General features: G+C 51.2%; 14 protein-coding genes. 3 read left to right on the top strand and 11 right to left on the bottom strand.

Annotated features, from left to right (window positions below; genetic code table 11):
* Nucleotides 1–51 precede the first annotated feature (51 nt).
* The 3 genes from O2597_RS02865 to O2597_RS02855 form a co-directional block, all read right to left on the bottom strand.
* Entirely contained in the window at nt 52–432 is a 381-nt protein-coding gene (locus O2597_RS02865) for a type II toxin-antitoxin system VapC family toxin (protein WP_269522677.1), read from the bottom strand.
* A complete protein-coding gene (locus tag O2597_RS02860; protein WP_269522676.1) occupies nt 429–698 on the bottom strand; it encodes an antitoxin VapB family protein in 270 nt (89 codons plus the stop codon). The genes O2597_RS02865 and O2597_RS02860 overlap by 4 nt, the downstream gene beginning before the upstream one ends.
* 82 nt (nt 699–780) lie before the next feature.
* Nucleotides 781–954 (bottom strand): hypothetical protein, encoded by a 174-nt coding sequence (locus tag O2597_RS02855; RefSeq protein WP_269522675.1) that lies wholly within the window; start codon nt 952–954, stop codon nt 781–783.
* A gap of 659 nt (nt 955–1,613) precedes the next feature.
* Between O2597_RS02855 and O2597_RS02850 the strand changes: the two genes are divergently transcribed.
* Together O2597_RS02850 and O2597_RS02845 are read left to right on the top strand one after the other, a co-directional pair.
* Nucleotides 1,614–3,623, top strand: coding sequence for a hypothetical protein (locus tag O2597_RS02850; protein WP_269522674.1), 2,010 nt, complete (start codon nt 1,614–1,616; stop codon nt 3,621–3,623).
* A 10-nt stretch (nt 3,624–3,633) separates the two neighbouring features.
* A complete protein-coding gene (locus O2597_RS02845) occupies nt 3,634–5,721 on the top strand; it encodes an alpha/beta fold hydrolase (protein ID WP_332108357.1) in 2,088 nt (695 codons plus the stop codon).
* A gap of 38 nt (nt 5,722–5,759) precedes the next feature.
* On the opposite strand, the gene O2597_RS02840 is transcribed toward O2597_RS02845, so the two are convergent.
* From O2597_RS02840 to O2597_RS02830, 3 genes are all read right to left on the bottom strand, one after another.
* Nucleotides 5,760–7,787 carry an alpha-amylase family protein gene (locus O2597_RS02840; RefSeq protein WP_269522673.1) on the bottom strand — a complete coding sequence of 676 codons (2,028 nt, stop codon included), beginning with the start codon at nt 7,785–7,787 and terminating at the stop codon, nt 5,760–5,762.
* A gap of 60 nt (nt 7,788–7,847) precedes the next feature.
* Entirely contained in the window at nt 7,848–8,825 is a 978-nt protein-coding gene (locus O2597_RS02835; protein WP_269522672.1) for a hypothetical protein, read from the bottom strand.
* Between the two features lie 207 nt (nt 8,826–9,032).
* Nucleotides 9,033–9,977, bottom strand: coding sequence for a PEP-CTERM sorting domain-containing protein (locus tag O2597_RS02830; RefSeq protein WP_269522671.1), 945 nt, complete (start codon nt 9,975–9,977; stop codon nt 9,033–9,035).
* 313 nt (nt 9,978–10,290) lie between these two features.
* Between O2597_RS02830 and O2597_RS02825 the strand changes: the two genes are divergently transcribed.
* A complete protein-coding gene (locus O2597_RS02825; protein ID WP_269522670.1) occupies nt 10,291–11,361 on the top strand; it encodes a LacI family DNA-binding transcriptional regulator in 1,071 nt (356 codons plus the stop codon).
* 56 nt (nt 11,362–11,417) lie between these two features.
* Here O2597_RS02825 and O2597_RS02820 read toward each other — a convergent pair whose 3' ends face one another.
* The 5 genes from O2597_RS02820 to O2597_RS02800 form a co-directional block, all read right to left on the bottom strand.
* Nucleotides 11,418–13,184 (bottom strand): sialate O-acetylesterase, encoded by a 1,767-nt coding sequence (locus tag O2597_RS02820; RefSeq protein WP_269522669.1) that lies wholly within the window; start codon nt 13,182–13,184, stop codon nt 11,418–11,420.
* A gap of 278 nt (nt 13,185–13,462) precedes the next feature.
* On the bottom strand, nt 13,463–13,645 hold the full coding sequence (locus O2597_RS02815) for a hypothetical protein (protein WP_269522668.1): 183 nt from the start codon (nt 13,643–13,645) through the stop codon (nt 13,463–13,465).
* 2 nt (nt 13,646–13,647) lie between these two features.
* Nucleotides 13,648–14,649 carry a hypothetical protein gene (locus tag O2597_RS02810; RefSeq protein WP_269522667.1) on the bottom strand — a complete coding sequence of 334 codons (1,002 nt, stop codon included), beginning with the start codon at nt 14,647–14,649 and terminating at the stop codon, nt 13,648–13,650.
* Entirely contained in the window at nt 14,646–16,028 is a 1,383-nt protein-coding gene (locus O2597_RS02805) for an enolase C-terminal domain-like protein (protein WP_269522666.1), read from the bottom strand. The genes O2597_RS02810 and O2597_RS02805 overlap by 4 nt, the downstream gene beginning before the upstream one ends.
* Before the next feature lie 15 nt (nt 16,029–16,043).
* Nucleotides 16,044–17,801: an FAD-dependent oxidoreductase gene (locus O2597_RS02800; protein ID WP_269522665.1), complete on the bottom strand. Its 1,758-nt coding sequence runs from the start codon at nt 17,799–17,801 to the stop codon at nt 16,044–16,046.
* Nucleotides 17,802–17,803 lie beyond the last annotated feature (2 nt).

Raw genomic sequence — 17,803 nt, 5'->3', positions numbered from 1 at the left:
GTTTGCAGTTCAATAAACGGGATAAATGGAAGCTATCAAATAAAGCGGTGCTCAATACCCGACAATCTCTAAGCCCGGCAAGCGCTCAAAGTGGGCTGTGTTGCGCGTGACCAGTGGCAGGCTTTCCGTGACGGCCGTCGCGGCGATCAGGATATCAAAGTCACCAATCAGCTGCCCCTCTTGCCTGAGTTGACGGCGATAGCTAGCGGCTCGACTGGCGACTCTGGAATCGATGTCGATGCGGGTATACGCACGAAGCAAGCGCTCCCCGTCGGCGATTTGCGCAAAGCCTTCCAAGAACTCCGTCACGGAAATGACCGAAATGCAAAAGCGGTCATCCGGATGCGCTTCCAGAAACGCAGTGGCACGCCCCGACTGCCCCTTCCGAAATTCGCGCTGCAAATCGATCAGAAAGCAGGTATCGAGAATCATGCCTCGTCATCCCATTTGCTTGGCGAAACCCGGGGGACCTCACGATCTGTTGCCTCGGCCTTGTCCCAGTAATCGAGCGTCTTGGCCGACGCCCCTTTCTTCGCATGATACAGCGCCGCCGTTTCGGCAAGAATCGCCGAACCGCTCGATTTCGGCGCATCGAAGCGGGCCCGGCGGACCACGGCCGAGAAGGATTCCTTTCCACGCTTGGCACGCTTCAGGCGCTCATAGGCATCCAGTTCCAAACTGATTGTTTTAGTTGCCATGCATGATAACATGCATGAATTATTGAATTTCTTCAAGGTCAAACGCCCTCTTTTTCGTCATCTGACTAGGCAGTATTTGCAATTAAACGCTGCCTAGCGCCGAACCGAACCACCAGCCCCCCATCCATTGTCGAATCATCCGCACGTAACCGTAGCCCCAGCCCTGCGGATCGTCGCGGCGTTGGTAATCCGTGATGCTATCACCAATGGAGAGCCAGCGCTGTGCTTTGATTTGCTCGGTTGTATAATTATTCATTTTATATCGTAATCATCCTGCCTTCACTATCTTGAGTAATTCACTCTCCCAGAGACACATAGCGCAGAGGAACGCCACCCTTCGCGCATTGGAAGACCGCAGACACGTCTTGTCCGACTTTGGACGATGCAGTCGTCAGCACCATGATAAATGAAGCAAGATATAATGCAGCCTGGAAAAGAGAAATCATGCGATTATAGCGTTTTTTGGGGTTCGACAGACACTCGCAGGAATTCACAGTAAAAGACCATTTTCGGAACTTATCGCAACAATAATTGATATATATGAATTATTGTTGGAGAAAAAGTTTAGTCGCCCCCCAATAAAAAGTGAGTCAGAGCTTTCTCTTGAGCAGCCTCGGTGTGACTCTCAGACCTTCAAGGGCTTACCGATATGCAACTCGCCACTCCTGATGATCGGCCGCTCACTCATTGAGTTAATTTAGTGGTATATGTCGAACCGGCTTAAAGAGCGTTGAAGATTGCTACGCAGCCATCTTTCTCAGGGTTTCAGATCTCCATTAACAAAAATTCAGCCCCCAGATACCATATGATAGTTGACTGTTTGCGAAATTGCTAAACGGTATTTCCCAGATCTGCCGATCGCTTCTACTTTATTTCGAGGCCTAGTGCAGATACGCTGATTCAACATTACGTCATATGCCCCTCGAATATCCCTCTTTCATCCCGACAAGCCCGCACGGTTTTGGCCTGGGCAACACACATTACGTTTCCGGACGCGTCTCCGCATGCGTCGCCCGTCACGGCGGCCTTTACGGCATACGCTATTACGGGAAACAACCACATGCCAAGAGCTTGCTTCTGGCAGCCAGCATTGAATCGGGCTTCAGCAAGCTCTTTCGGCTACAGGTGCTGATTGACGACCGAGCTTATTTCCCGGAGTTCAATCAAACGCAGCATACGCCATTCGGTTATCTGTCACAGTGCACCTTGGAAGGTGTAAAACTACATCACTCCCTGATTCTCGATCAAAACGTGATCTTTCAACGTATCCAGGTCATTGAGAATCCTGCACAACGCAAAGTCCGTGCGCGCGTAATACTCCACGGACATCTCCGCACACAAGCGACAGACAGGGTCAACGAGGACTGGGAAGTGCTCGGGGAGGATGGTTTACGTGCCCGAACGATCGACGAAGTCGGTAATAATCCCGTTGAGACAACGTTGGAATTGGGTGCCACCCAGACATTGAGGACGCAGACACGAAAGGGCACCTTCAAATACTATATCGAGACGACAGAGCCCGCCGACTCAGTGTCCTTCTACCTCGCATTCAATCATCGACCGAACCCGAGCAAGATCGATGACCGGATCGAGCGGAAAATGGCCAACTATAAGGCGTCTTTGCTCGGTGGTTTACACTTCGACAGTGGCAATCGCTGCCTGGATTCCGCCTTGTCGAATGCGGTCCCGACGGTCTGCTCACTAGCCCTGGAAGACACACCCGGCGCAATTCGCGCTTCGCAAAGCTACTGGGTCTGGGGATGGGACAGCATGGTGCACGCCGAAGCATGGCTTTGGAGCGGACACACCAGACTCGTCCGCGAGATGCTTGAATTTTGCCAGAATACTGCGGATCCGGAGAAAGGTGTGGCCCACGCGCTGCACAGCGACTTTAGTTTGCAATATTCGATGGCTCCGAGTGCGCAGTGCCTCTACGTCGTCATGCTCTACAATTATTTTGCGGCCACTGGCGATCAAACGACACTGGACAAGCACCTCCCCTTCGCTCGAAGCATCGTAGAAAAAGCCGGAGCCGCGCGCTCCAAACACAACTCTCTCAGCATCGGCATGGGCTTCTTCCCTGACCATCCGGAGGAACTGGAGCAAAAAGATAATGATATCAGCCTGATCAATAACTCACTCTACTTTCAGGCTCTTTCGGCAATCAATGAACTCTGTGGGGGCTACGACCAGGAACTGTCTACACTGAAAGCCGACATGGAATCGGTCCTCTGGGACAGCGATCGCGACTACTGGGTGGATTCCGCCGATGAGAGCGACCTGAGTCAGCGCAAATACTACCCGGCCTATGGCCAACTCTACGTCTCCCCCTTCGGCACATTACCTAAGGCGGAAGCCACCCAGCAAATCGGCAAGTTTTTGCGGGAGAATTCACTCTTTGAACACGGTATCTACATGTTTCCCCGTTCGCTCCCCGGATTCATGGCCGACGGGAACCAACTCGGAGCCTATTATCCATCGGTCGACCGCTACTATTGGAATATCATGAACCGCTGTGGCGACCAGCAATCCGCCGAAGACTTCGAGCGTATCGTGACGCATTTCTGGGCCGAGCACACCTATCCGGAAGGACTGACTCACGAAACCGAAAACGAGGACCCGGCCACTGATAATCCGGGCTGCAAACAAGCCTTTGCTGCCCGAAGCTGGTGCTGCGACGCCATTGAGCTACACTTTGGGCTACAGGTCCGGCTCGACGGGTTTACATTGAATCCCCTGCCTTCCAGCAAGCCATTCCACATTTCGGGGCTGATTCTGCGCCACAAGCGCATCTCGGTCCAACGTGTCCCTTCCCCTGGAACGGAACTGCGGATTGTTCTGAACCAGGCCGTCGTAGATTCGCACATCACCTGGGATCAACTGAAAGACGAAAACACTCTAATCATTGAAATCCCAAGCACCTAATATACTCGCGATGAAGCGCATCTTACTTTCCGCCCTACTCCTTCTGAATCTCTCGTCAATGCTATCAGCCGAAACGACTAAAGCCCCCATTCGAGTTGCCTGTGTGGGCGACAGTATCACACGAGGTGGTGGCACCGAAGCCCCCGCCCTGGACGCCTATCCCAAGCAACTCCAGCGCTTGCTTGGAGCAAGTAATTATACAGTCGGCTACTTTGGCTCCAGCGGCTCGACGGCTATGCACAATACCGGTTTAGCCTATCAAGAACGAAGCAGCTTCAAGCAAGCACTCAACTTCAAGCCGGATATCGTCGTCATTCAACTCGGCACCAATGACGCCCATAAAACACGCTGGCCAAAACACGAAAACTTCTCGAAGGATTACCGCGAACTCATCGAAGCGTTTCAAACTCTGGAGACAAAACCCAAAATCTACCTGAGCTTACCTCCGGTTATTCTACCTGATTCGGATGGTAGCCTTATCGAGGAAAACGCCATTCTGGAGCAAATCCCTCTCATTAAACATCTGGCTAACGAAACTGGGGCCACAGTCATTGATGTGCACGGTGCATTCGCCTCTCAAGATGATCTTAAAAGTCACATGGGTGACCGCATTCACCCTAATCGCAAAGGTGCCACACTGATAGCCAAGAAAGTCTACGAAGCGATTACCGGCGAAGCATTTCAAGGCCCCGTCCCACACGAGTTATATACGAGTTGGAAAGGTTACCAGCGAATTGACTTTGGCATCGGCACACGCCCCGGAAAACTGGTGATTCCGGAAAATCCTGCTCCGGGGCGCCCGTGGATTTGGCGAACAGAGTTCTTCGGCGCCTTTCCCTCCGTTGACCTAGCACTTCTGGAGCAGGGTTGGCATGTCTTTTACCTGGATATGGTGAACCAATATGGCTCTCCCCAAGCGATGGAAATGATGGATCTCGTCCCATCGTATTTGAAAGACCATTACGATCTAAGTGCGAAGCCGGTGCTGGAAGGATTCAGCCGCGGAGGCCTTTACGCACTGAACTGGTCAATTCGCCATCCGGATAAGGTAAAGGCTCTCTATTTGGACGCTCCTGTTTGTGATTTCAAAAGCTGGCCGGGCGGACGCGGACGGGGCAATGGTAATAAAGCAGACTGGGGCCGACTACTGAAGGCTTATGGCTTTAGCGATGAAGAAGCACTCACATGGGATGGGAACCCGATCGATAAGCTTGAGCCATTAGCTGAGGCCGGAATTCCGATTATAGCCGTCGCCGGTGACGCCGACGAAGTTGTCCCAATGGAAGAAAACATCAGTTTACTCAAAGACCGCTACGAGGCTTTGGGCGGTCGTATAGAACTCATAGTGAAACCCGGCATCGGACACCACCCACACAGCTTGGAAGACCCGACCCCGGTCGTCGAATTCCTACAGGAGCTCACACAACCGAAGCAAGTATCGATCATGCCACTGGGAGACTCGATTACACAAGGCCTTGTCGCCGGCGGCTACCGGTCGCCGCTCTGTGAGCTACTGATCAATGCTGGCTATGAGTTCCGCTTTGTCGGCACTCAGGAGGATGTGAGTGTCACTCCATCCCTGATCGATTCAGGTAACGAGCACCACGAAGGCCATGCGGGTTATGGAACCCGCCACATCATTAACAATCTCGACGGAGGGACTTCAAACGGCGGCCACTGGCTGGATGGTTTACCCGGAAAGCGGGAGCCCATCTATCCTGACATCATCCTACTGATGATAGGCACAAACGACTTGGGTAGTCACAAGCGGGAGGTCGAACCGACCTTGAAAGACTTCCAAACCATCCTGGATAAAATCTATGCGATGCGCCCCGAAGTGAAGATTATCGTATCCACACTCATCCCGTATACCGGAGACAAATACGAACATCGCGAGGCAAACCAAGTGAAATTCAATTCAAAACTTCCCGCTGTTATAGAAAGCTACAAACAAAACGGCTATGACATTCATCTCTATGATATGCGTCAAAAGGTAGCCGCAAAACACATTTCAAACGATGGCGTGCATCCAACAGCTCAAGGCTACGTTGCGATCGCCAATGGCTGGTTTGACGCAATAACTCAATTTCACCAGTAACCGAGAGGCGGAAAGCCAAGCCTCAGGAAAGTGCCTGTTCAGGCATAATCTAAAACAACCATTTGGTGGCAACTGAGCTTCTCGACCATGAACGAGACACGCCCGTTCTTCACCTCAAATCCAAGGGTTTCCCCGCTCGGTTCCAGCCTGACTGCTTGGAGTCCCTCACGAGTGACCAGCTCTACTTCGATATCATGGATCGGAATCAAGTCCTCGATTACTTCGTAGGAACATTGGTTGGCCGAATGCGTGCCTCCACTTAAATGTGACGCCCCACCACGACTGATTGTATTGGCGTGAAGCAAGTGCAACACATAGCGCGACTCAGCTTCCTGATGCATCAGAGAGACACGCCCGGTCGAAGGCAGCCCCCGCAGCACAACAGTCGGCTCACTCAATAAATCCTCGATCACCGCAGAGATATATTGCCGGAGAGCCACTTGCCCGTAATTCCGATAAATAGTGAACAACGGATGTGCCAAATAGGCGACATTACCCTTACGCACACCACAGGCATATCCAGAAGGCTCCGGGCGCGGTGGTGTATGCTGGTGGCTACAGAAGTGATCCCAGTCCCGGTTAAAGTAAGGATCGTAAACGTCCCCCAGAGACGCACCATCCATCACTTGAATCCGCCGGCTGGCATCATACATCACCATGGGACTGTTCACGAAACCGGGACGCAACGCTTCCGCAGGCAGCAAATAGTCCGGATTATACTCCGAAGGCTCTCCAATCTGACCGCCAACGTCAAAAATCATACCCCGCTCTGGGTCGATACCACTCTCCCCCGACAATAAGAGTTTTCCCCCACGAGAGAGATAATCGCGCAGCTTCGCTTCCAACTCGACACTTACGCAAATATCATCAGGTAAAACCAGAAGCTTATACGGATCGAAGTCCATTTCCGCATCGATCACATCGAACAGAAAATGCGCTTCCAGCAAGACACGAACCGCACCGGTATCCGAATCGGACTCACGACGGCTCTTCCGAAAAGCATCCTCAGACTGAACTGCAATTGAACTGAGCACCGCGATGTCCGCCACATTACGGGCACCCATCACGTAGGCCTCTTTTCTCGCAACATCTTGATATGCCTCGCCGATGATCGCGTATGTGCTGGAGTCTAAGAGAGCATTCGGATGCAACTGATCGCCCACACTGCAACGGGCGCCAAATGCCAGCATGGCGCAGCATTCGTAGCGCAGGGCATTGGGGTGCTTGTATCCACCAAACTCCCCCCAGGTGGTGTGAAACTTCCCGGTCATCCCCGAGTATTCATGCCCGAGCTGATGCGTGTATTTTGCAGAAATCGGGAAGTGGTCGTAGCCCCACCCTCCGGTCGGCAAGCTCTCCAATTCGTAATGGCTGAAATACTTGAAAATCTTACGATAACCACGGGGGATGTTTCCGCTGTTGTGAAAAACGGGCATGTCCGGCACCAGCTTTTGGGCTGATTCCGTGGCCCTTTCATAATACCGATGCAATGCATCCAGACGAGACTGCAAACGGTCCTCTTTCGACTTAGGATCCAAACCTTTGGACTGCATGTGCTTCAAAGCCCAGACCGAGCAGTCATCCGCTTGTGAAATGATATCGAGAAAGATGCCATCCGCTTCTGGGAAAAGGCTCACCACTTCCTCAATCTGCTCACAGAGATGATCCAGGTAGGGAGAGTGAAAACTCAACATTTTGAACCCCGGAAGAATATTGGAATGTGCTTTCCCCTCAGGGTCGACCAATAACCATTCAGGATGCAATTCCGCAGCACGATTGTGAATCCCCGCGGTCAAATAAATCGGGGTATTGATACCGACTTCGCGGCAGGCTTCATATTGAGCCCGGAGCAAATCGAAATCCAGATTCGGGTGCCGCTCTCCCACCTCCGAATTGTAATAACTCCAACCATGGTGGCATGTTGCAAAAAGCGTTACACTATCCACATGCGCGTCCAGCAGCGTATTTTGAAATTTTGTTTTATCAAAGCCGACTCCGATCGAATCGATGGCTTCAGAAGTATGAAAATCCAAGTGGATTTGGCGAAACGGTAATCTTCTTTTCATTTAAATTTAACTCAACTGAGCAGCACAACTTTAAGGCTCTCTTTACCATCACGACGATCTCTAGCGAAACCACACACCCTTTCTCATCGCGAAAGAAAGCGACGCACCCCCAAAGATGAGCGCATATGCCGTAGGCTCAGGAATATCCGTTTTTATAGAAGACGTCCCAGCGCCATCAGTCACATCCTCCCAAGTAGTGCCCACCCGAATCTCATCGAAAATCGCCTCTGTTACCGTCGAAAAATCGGCAGTATAGAGAGTTAGTTCATTCATGGGATACGCTCCAGCCCCACTACTACTTTCGATTGAGAAATGTGTCGTATTCCGGAGCGTCGCACTTGCTTCCGTCGTCGTATCCTGAGGATCGATCCATACTGTTACTTGATCGAAGCCTTCATCCCAAAGTCCATCCGCCCCACTGTCCAATTTGATGATAATCAAATGCGTGCCCTTCGTATATTCAGTTCCTAAGTCTATATACAGCGATTTATTCTGCCCAACAGGATCACGATTAATGAGCATGAATCTTCCATCTTTAACACCAGCGCCCAAACCGTATGCAAAATTGTTACCGATCGCATTATTTGCGACCGAAACATAGGCAATACCAGTCGGATCGACAGAACCAAGATTGATCAAGAAACTCATGTAGAAAGCCGGCGTGCTGTCATTAAACGAGATATCCTCATGCGCACGGATCAGGCTTCGAGAAGTCGGATTGATCAGACTCAGCCCAACCCCACCACCAGCACTGAAATGAAGAGAGGGAGCACTCAAATTGAATGCGTCCGAGTAGCACATCAGACTTGTGCTACCCGTCCAAACAGCATCTCCCAGCTCGAAGCCTTCGGGTCCAGACAAGCTCTGGGCTTTGAGGTTACCAGAGCCACCCGCAGATTCAGAATATCCATCAGAGGATACAAAGCTTTCCTTTAAGAGGATATCGGCTTGCAGCACCGACATCGACGCAAGCATGGCAATTATGCCAATTTGGCGAGTCCACACACAAGGCATACTTCGAGAAATTTTATTTTTCATAAGTAACTAGTGACAAAGGTATAAGGAAATTTAGATAGCCCAAAGCCCAAGCACCTACCATATGATATATTTAGGTGTAAAAGCAAGTGATTTATGGAAACCGACACGAATACATCGGAGGCTGCCCGAATTGCCCAAACCACCACAACATGAAGAAGCCCAAGTCTCGTAAGACTTGGGCTTCCATAAAACTCTAGACCACGTTGCCTACCGTCCTTGTTGCGAGCGTCTCAATCCCATGGCTGCCACTCCCATGAATCCGAACAACAAAGCATAAGTGGAAGGCTCAGGCACCACAACCACATCCGACCAAGAAGTGCCAAGCACGATTTCGTCATATTGAATAGTCGCAGCCGAAGCAAAGCTGTTAGCCCCCATGGTGATTTCATCCATAGAGAAAGACCCCGCACCACTCGTCGACACAATCGAACTATAGACCAAGCTGGAGCTTGTTGCGTTGGCCTCCGATGAAAGATCGGTCGGGTCAATCCAAATTGTCATTTGATCACTTCCTGCATCCCAATTTCCATCGCCGCCATCATCCAATTTGATCACAAACAAATGCGTTCCAGTCGTATAAGCTGTGCCAAGATCAAGATACTCTGCGGTATTTGAAGAATTACGATTCACGAGCATGAAGTTCCCATCCATCACGCCAGCTCCCAAACCAAAGGCGAAGTTGTCAGATCCCGGATTATTATTGCGGACGGAGACGTAACTCATACCTGTCGCATCGACCGCACTAACGTCCATCATGAAACTAAGATAATAACTGGATGTTCCACCATTAAATGCCAACGCAGACGACAGCCCACGTTCGACATACCGAGCAGTCGAATCCGCAGGAGTGGCAAAGCCAACTCCACCACCTAAACCTGCATAGCTTCCATAACTGAGATTATTAGCAGTGTTATACTGAATGAGGCTTGTGCTGCCAGTCCACGAGCCAGAAAAACCTGAAGGGCCTGTTAGCACCTGATCCTTAAGGTCGCCCGGAAAGGCATCAGCTGCGGCAGTATTGGAATAGCCATCCGAAGGTAGAAAACTCTCCTGCAACAGCGGCGAGGCATGCAAAGCTGTGACGCTAGCAAAAAACGCAGCGACCGCGGCAGAGTTTAGAAAAAGAAGAGAAGAAGAGTTAGATTTGATCATGGGGATACAGGTTAACAGTCTGGGTGATATGTCATTTCAACAGCACATATACCTTATGATAGTTAATTTCCCCATATCAAGCTTAATTTACACAATTCGACAACTTTAACAGCTGAGATCCATATTTCGGAATGAAACGTGAGCCATTGTAAAAGCTACTCCCACTCGCTAGCACGCCACAATAGCTTATGATAGTTGACAGAAAAGCGATGATCCTAAAAATTCCTGAGAATCAGGCAGCACACGAAGTCAAATAGTTCGAAACAAACTTCACAATGCGGGCAACAGACGACCCTCCACATAAAAACCATTCATGCCAGAACTTAAAGAGTCCAGCACCATAGAGCCCGCACAAGCTCAACCAATAAAGACCAAGCAAGTTTCGCACAGCACGATTGCGAAATCGGTTGGGGTCTCCAGGGCTGCGGTCAGCCACGTGCTCAACGGACGTGAGCACATGGTGAGTGATGAGACGCGAAAAAAAATCCTTAAAGCAGTCGAGCAAAGCGGCTATCACCGGAATGCGCTGATTCGTGCAATCAAATCGGACGTCACCCATGTTGTTGGCATTCTGGTCCCGAGCATGAATATCTCGACTTTTAGCGAAATCGTCTACGCCGCCGAGACACTTGCCAAAAATGAAGGCTGGCAAATTTTTCTATGCCAGACGCACAGCTTGCCGGAAACAGCCGCCAAAGAAATCAAGACGCTCCGCGAATACCGGGCGGATGGTCTGATGATCGTCACCGTAAGCGGCGATGCCAACGCCGCCGAGTATCAAGCACTCACCCGGGATAACTTACCTCTCGTTCTGGTGGATGTCCCGTCGGACTCACTCAAAACTACTTTCGTGGGGAACGATCATGCTCTAGGGGCTTACGATGCCACGAAATACCTGCTTGATACCGGCCATACCCGTATTGCGCTTATCAAAGGATATACAGAGAACCCCAACATTCAACAGCGACAAATAGGCTACAAGAAAGCGCTGTGTGAAGCTGGCATCGAATTTGATGAACGCTTGGTTTTCGACCTGAACTTTAGTTTCGAGGCAGGCAAGGAAGCTGTGGCGAATTTGACCAATACGAAAGTGCCATTCGACGCAATCATCACTTCGAGTGACCATTGCTCTGTCGGTGCGATCGAAGAGTTGAAGGAACGTGGTCTCAAAGTCCCGGATGACGTCTCAATTATCGGCTGGGGCGACTTGGAATTCTGTCGATATACCACGCCGACCCTCTCTACCATCGATCAGCAGTCCACCACTTTGGGAGAAACCGCAATGCGGTATCTGCTGGAGCAGATACGAACCAAGCAGAACAAACTGAAGCAGTCCATCATCTCACCTAAATTGATCATTCGTGGGAGTGTTGCGCAGCGGTAATCCGACTGAGTTCTCAGTCAATGCATCCCAACCAAGATCGTTCCTTATCTGCCTGGCTAATGACTGTTTGATGAATCAGTAGACCCATCCCAATCATCCAACCGAAAAGGCTCGGCAGGAAAACCGAAATCATTCGTCAAATTAGCCCAAAATGGGTTGGCTGCCCAAGCATAACGGACACTGACCGGCACCGAAACCTCCGAACTGGAAACCACAACCGTATTTGCATCTAAAATCTCAGCGTTCGCCCAGTAAAAGCGTCGATCACTACCAGCGATCGAGAAGCCCGACAGCCAATTCCCGTCGACCTCCAAGCCTCCTCCAACTCGATCAAAATATAGATAGATCCGGTCTGCCTCGATTGTGTATTCCCTAAAGCGCGGACTTCCCATTCCAACCGATAAACCATGCGCCACCCGATCTGCACACAAAGATAAACGATACCCTATCTTTTGCTTGTTTGGCGGATGTATATCCTCTGGATCTTCCGTATCCAGCGCACACACCATATCAGTGAATGGCAAGTCGAGTGCCATCGACTGTGACTCCCTGATAAAAGCCCAAGGGTCCCGATCTCCTGGATTTGGAACAGTGCCCCCCTGCGCATCGAAGGCTGCCAATTGAACGAACAGAAATGGAAGAGTCTCCTCTTGCCATTGTGCACGCCAATCCCGAATTAAGACTTGGAAGAGGGTCCGATACGCCAACGGTTCGTGCGTGTTATTCTCCCCCTGATACCATAAAAAGCCTTTCAGGCCATAGCCCACAAAGGGTGCAATCATGCCATTGAAATAGCCGGCTCTTGATCGGTTCAGACTCGGAGGAGGACTCAGTAATCCCGGCACTACTTTTTCAACCGCAATCTCCCAGGGCCCGCTCAGATCGAGCGCAGGTGATGAGCCATCCAACGGACGGATTTGTATTTTCGCATCACTTCGTAGACCTCCAGAACCCATGAAATCAACGACTCGAACAGCGATCTGGATTTCATTCTGCTCAACGGCATCCCCCGGCACATCATACATCCTCTGCTCACTCCAAGGCGACGTAGATTCTTCAAACCCAGTCGCCCCGACACGCCTCCCATTGACATAAGTAACATCACAATCATCCACCAATCCCAGATCTAAAACCAATGGCTTCCCGACCCAATCAGCAGGTATCTGCCTACGTGTTCTCAACCAATAGACTCCGTCCCGCCGATAGCCGTATTTCTCGATAAAATACGGCTGATAGACAACCAGCCACAATTCGCGGACCTCAGAATGCAAAAATCGCTTTTCCGTCTCCAGGCTCGGTAGATAGTCGGCAGAAAACTCGTCCGAAATCCATTGGAGATAAGCTTCACGAAAAAAAGCATTCACCGCATCGGGTTCCCGAATTGATTCCAGTTTCCGGTCGAAGTCCTGCTTCCAGTTCGGAAATTTCTGATACCCCTCCTCACTAATCCACCGTTGAATACGAGAGCCACCCACAGGCGCGACAATCAATCCGATAGGCACCCCATGCCGCCTCCATTGTTCGCGGGCAAAATAGTAGGCCACCGCCGAACAGGGTGCAATACTCTCGGGGCTACACACCGTCCAAGTTGCCGAAACCCGCTCGGCAGGTTTCTCCATGTTGCGCCGTGGCACTCTGATAAATCGAATCGAAGGATAGTCAGCTGCGGCGATTTCCTCCTCCGCATTCATTGAGCGCTCCACAGCCCACTCCATGTTGGACTGTCCGGCGCATAACCACACATCCCCCATGAGGATTTCATCGCACTCTATCCGGGACTGTGCTCCTTCTACAATTAATTGATACGGGCCGCCTGCTTCCATTGGCGGCAAGACGCATTCCCATGAGCCGGATGCGTCTGCCCGAGCAACCGTCTCAGCATGATGGAACCTCACTCGGATGACTTCATCCGCCTCAGCGGTCCCCCAGATTTTCAATGGCTTGTCACGCTGGAAAACTGCGTTCGACTGAAACGGCGTGCCCAAGTCCAATGCAAGCAACTCGGCGCTAAGCAATAGAAATAGCCCGATGCATATTCGCGCCGGACGGACTACTCGCCGGAGCCAACCATTATACTGATTCCATCGATGTGGCATATTTCTCAGAAACCCAAATGATGACTTAAAAAGTCCAAGCCCGCATCACTCTTATCGAATTCATGCGGACCATCGTGTTCATGATAAACAAACCGATCCGACAAATCTAAAGCCTGGTATCGACCACGAACCACCTCGACCATCTGGCGGGCTTGTTTCACATCAAACAATTTATCCTCAGTCATCATTTTTATCGAACCTTAAAGATATATTGCCGAACCCATTCCTTTGATTCACCCGGTGATAGATCCAAACGAATAAATTGCTCAGGGCTCAATGAGTCGATCCCCCCGTGGATCGTCACACGCCAGGCTGGCTCGGAAACACTCACCTTCATCGACATGCCCAGTGCTGGATCATCGATATATATCGTTTCCTCAAGTCGATCAGCTGGAAATGCTTCAATCTTTGCGGAAGCCCCCTTCATCTTGGGAGTCACCTCATCGACAAAGGTAAGTTTCCGACCGTCCTGGAGAATCACACCTTTTGTCGCAATCGTCGCGTCGAACTCATACGGCAAGGACACCTCGTAGCCCTTGACTGAATTTTTGCCATCGAACTGAAGAAAGTTATGGACGTAGTTCAGTGTAAAAAAGCTGCGACTACCTGTATTCGTTAATCGGTGATGCACTTCGATCCGATTCCCTTCCAGCGACAACCAAGACTTCAGCTCGTATCCATAACCGTTCACCGTGGGACACTGCTGGGTATACACTGCAGAATCCTTTCGCCACTCCACCTCGGTTTTCGCGAGTTGAAACACATCGTAGCAATGGTTGTAACTGGCATACTTTGGACCGTTCTTATTCAAGAGCCCGATCCCGATTTTCATAAAAGGGGCCCCTTCCTCTGCGTCCATATAGCCGGGAGGGCCAAATTCGTATCCACGGTGAAACAGGTCAAATTCCATCGCCAACCCACCACCGTCCTTGATCGAATTGTGCGCCACGGGGTTGTAAAGAAATTCATGCCCTTTATAGAACACGCTCAAAACATGAGCGACCGGTGAAAAGCGAAGCCCCTGATGGTATGGATTCTCTGAATCGGGGTCCACCACCTCTGCATACAGCTCATCTGAGTGCAAGATCCGGGTGCCTTCGTGCTTCGGCTGGAGCTGACTGGCTACATGCTGACAGCCAGTAAACAGGCAGAGCGAAAGGAACGACAAGATTTGTAGACGAATACACTTCATGCATCAAAAGCCGGTGCAGGCAAATCACGTTCAATTTCGTCAACCCGATATCCAAACCCGGGCCCGGTTAATGTGGATAAATCGATTTGCCCTCCGACACGGGGATACAGACCGGGATGCACCGTCGCTTCTGGGATGGATGCGTCCGGGTAAAACTGAGGCGCATTGGATTCCAGCCCCATGATCGTTCCGGCATGCGCTGCCAGTTGTGCGTGTGGAATCATCGCCAACATAGGATTCGTCAAGTCCTGCACCATCAAAGTCATCCCATGAGCCTTTGCCCAACAGAGCGAGAGTATGGCCCCCGTCTGTGTCTTGCAGGTCTTGAGTGCGACATTATTCCAACCAAGTTGACGTCCAAGACGAACCATCCGCCAGTCGTGGGCACTCTCATCCATAAACAATGGCTTTCGCGCAGCAATCGAATGCACATCGATTGGATGTTCTTCCAGTTCATAGGGAAAGGGCTGCTCCACATACAATAGCATACCATGGACACGCGGCTCCTCGACTCGAAGCCGATCCAACATGGCATTGACGTAATCGGCATCCGGTGCCGTGCAATTGTAGTCCGCGCATAGCCAATGGACACCAAGTTCATTCCCGATCCGACCAATCGCGACTAAACGTGCGTAGTCCCAGGACGCATCATCCCCACGAAGCTTAACTTTGAGACAACTCAACTGATCCCGAATAATCCAATCTTTTAGCAAGACTGGATAGTCATCGTCAGGTTCATTGCCGGTAAGGTCCGACTCAAAAATCGGATCCGTCCCTCCCACTGAATGCCACACGGGAATCCGTTCGGGAGGCGAAACGAGGAAATCGGACGGATACAATCCATCAAACGAGACCTCCGCGGCATCCGCCTCCAGATAATGCGATAGATCCTTCGTCAAGTGCTCAGGGCCGAAACAATCGTAAACGCCTAACCCGTGCAGATGGCCGTAAGCATCATACAGAGCGATATCAAAAGCAGAAGCACATACCAAAGCGGCCAACTGCGGGAGCTGACGCTCGACCTCTCGCTTTTGATTAAACTGTCCGCGTAAGTCCGGGAGGCACTCCTCGATAAAACGGTGCCCAATTTCCAAGGGATGCCCCACAAAGTCCGCTTGCTTCCATGCTTCGGCGATACGAGTGCAAAAATCCTTCAGCGCGTCCTCCCTTTCAGAAAAGGGTAAACGACCGGGCCAAACCCATGCCACACTCAAGGGTGTCTCCCCCCAACCCTGAGCTGTTTTCCCAGTTTTGGTATCCGTGACGGTGACAGCAGCCCGTGCACAGATCACCTCCGACATCGTTTCCTTACCAAATTGATAAGGTGTTCGGGTTTGAACCGGCAGGAAATAGAGCTGTATTCCAGTAACACACATCATTGAAAATGTGCCAAATCAGCAGACCTCCCAAGCGAATACATTGACCGTTTCATCACCCCAGGTCTCATCCACGATCAGCCTGACCGCCTTCGTTTCGATATCCAAAGGCAAACGCACCAAGCGTTGAAAATTCTCTTTCTCACAGGCGACTTCAGCCCATTCGCCTGAATCAGTTTCGATCATTATTCGATAGGCGCGCACAAGTGTCGGCTCCGGCTTGGTGTCCCAACCATCACGGGGATACCACAAAGGCATATTTGCCCACTTCCGCTTTAAATGACTATCAAATATCATACGCGTTTGCGATAGCTTCTGCTTGGAATCGAAACGATACTCAGCCCAAGAGCCTTGGCCTGCCTGCCATGCATTTGTTTGATTGTCGTCCTCGTATTCACGGTCATGGCCGTTGCGAAGCGACTCCGCATCGCCTGAAGACACAGTGAGTGCCGCCTGCGCTGAAAGTTCAGGAATATCCCGCGCAATACCCGGCAGCCAGCAGTCATCCGCCTGCAACATCGCCTGCAGTTCCTGGATATGGTTTCGACCCACTTCACGCGGCGTGCAGTTCTCACGCGCAGCCAAGGCAGCCGCTGTCCCAATCGCCTGTCCCATGACGGCACAGGTCGCCATCACTCGGGTCGTGCAGAGCGCCACATGGGTTGCACTGATGTTTCGGCCGGCCATCATCAGGTTATCGACGTTCTTCGAATACAAGCTACGGAAAGGAATCCCATAGGGGCAGTTTACCTCAAACCAATCGTGAGAATACTTACCCTTACGCAAAGAGCCCTTGGAGTCATGGTCGTCGATCGGCCAACCGCCATAAGCGACAATGTCCTCAAACTCATTCGGCTTCTGCACATCACTCTGTCGCAACATGTAGTCGCCCACATAACGCAAGCTCTCACGTTTGCCTGGCAGGAAGCCAAACCACTCAAGCGTCAAAGTCTCCGCATTGTGCTCACCATGATTCTTGTAGTGATCGATCAATCCAAGGCCCATTTTGAGCAACGCTTCTTTGATCTCCTCGGAATCGTGAATCGTGTCATCTTCACCGCCCAACTCCACAAAGAAGCCATTCGAGCCACTGATCGGTTCCAGGTTAATCTGATCCATGTGCTTGGGTGCCTCCTCATTGTTATGGTAGGCATGAATCCAAGTGGGTGGCATAAAGCGTTGCGGACTGCCCATGTCGCGCCAGATAAAGACAATACTCATCCCCATCTTTGTCGAACTGGCCTGCTCCGGCGCAATCGGTTCATCAAACTCAGACGCCGCTTCACGCCCCTCCCGCATTTCAGCTCCGGCAAAAGAGGACAGGATGCTATCGCCCGAGCAATCGGCAAATGTCTGCGCGGAAACTTCATACCAAGTCTGGGTGGTCGATTGCCAGGCACGGAGCGAATGCACGCGTCCGTCGCTCGCGCTTGCTTCGGTGCATGAACAGTTCAACAACAGAGTCAGATTCGGTTCCTGCTTGGCGATCCCATGCATTGCGAGATCCCACATTTGCCAATTGGCACCGGGATTTCGGTAGAGGGTCTCCAGCATGATTTCTTCGACGATCCCAGTCTCGCGCACGCTACGATCCCAGGAGCCATAAGCACCCTGCACCGGAACACGTATCTCACTCGAGGCATTCCCACCCAACACTGGACGGTCGTGAACCAATACGGTTTTCGTTCCGTGTCTGGCCGCAGCAACTGCAGCACAGAGTCCAGCAAGGCCACCGCCGACCACACAAAATTCGGTTTTTAAATCAATTGTCTTCATAA

The sequence above is a fragment of the Coraliomargarita parva genome (assembly GCF_027257905.1).
Classification (GTDB): domain Bacteria; phylum Verrucomicrobiota; class Verrucomicrobiia; order Opitutales; family Coraliomargaritaceae; genus Coraliomargarita_A; species Coraliomargarita_A parva.
The sequence above is the reverse complement of the archived record's forward strand: the minus strand, read 5'-3'. Positions and strand labels throughout refer to the sequence as shown.

What these genes read in the sequence shown, in the direction of transcription:
- O2597_RS02830 (WP_269522671.1), bottom strand. Translation starts at nt 9,977, where the DNA reads ATGATCAAATCTAACTCTTCTTCTCTTCTTTTTCTAAACTCTGCCGCG.
- O2597_RS02820 (WP_269522669.1), bottom strand. Translation starts at nt 13,184, where the DNA reads ATGGAAGCAGGCGGCCCGTATCAATTAATTGTAGAAGGAGCACAGTCC.
- O2597_RS02840 (WP_269522673.1), bottom strand. Translation starts at nt 7,787, where the DNA reads ATGAAAAGAAGATTACCGTTTCGCCAAATCCACTTGGATTTTCATACT.
- O2597_RS02810 (WP_269522667.1), bottom strand. Translation starts at nt 14,649, where the DNA reads ATGAAGTGTATTCGTCTACAAATCTTGTCGTTCCTTTCGCTCTGCCTG.
- O2597_RS02805 (WP_269522666.1), bottom strand. Translation starts at nt 16,028, where the DNA reads ATGATGTGTGTTACTGGAATACAGCTCTATTTCCTGCCGGTTCAAACC.
- O2597_RS02850 (WP_269522674.1), top strand. Translation starts at nt 1,614, where the DNA reads ATGCCCCTCGAATATCCCTCTTTCATCCCGACAAGCCCGCACGGTTTT.
- O2597_RS02865 (WP_269522677.1), bottom strand. Translation starts at nt 432, where the DNA reads ATGATTCTCGATACCTGCTTTCTGATCGATTTGCAGCGCGAATTTCGG.
- O2597_RS02855 (WP_269522675.1), bottom strand. Translation starts at nt 954, where the DNA reads ATGAATAATTATACAACCGAGCAAATCAAAGCACAGCGCTGGCTCTCC.
- O2597_RS02860 (WP_269522676.1), bottom strand. Translation starts at nt 698, where the DNA reads ATGGCAACTAAAACAATCAGTTTGGAACTGGATGCCTATGAGCGCCTG.
- O2597_RS02815 (WP_269522668.1), bottom strand. Translation starts at nt 13,645, where the DNA reads ATGATGACTGAGGATAAATTGTTTGATGTGAAACAAGCCCGCCAGATG.
- O2597_RS02800 (WP_269522665.1), bottom strand. Translation starts at nt 17,801, where the DNA reads ATGAAGACAATTGATTTAAAAACCGAATTTTGTGTGGTCGGCGGTGGC.
- O2597_RS02835 (WP_269522672.1), bottom strand. Translation starts at nt 8,825, where the DNA reads ATGAAAAATAAAATTTCTCGAAGTATGCCTTGTGTGTGGACTCGCCAA.
- O2597_RS02825 (WP_269522670.1), top strand. Translation starts at nt 10,291, where the DNA reads ATGCCAGAACTTAAAGAGTCCAGCACCATAGAGCCCGCACAAGCTCAA.
- O2597_RS02845 (WP_332108357.1), top strand. Translation starts at nt 3,634, where the DNA reads ATGAAGCGCATCTTACTTTCCGCCCTACTCCTTCTGAATCTCTCGTCA.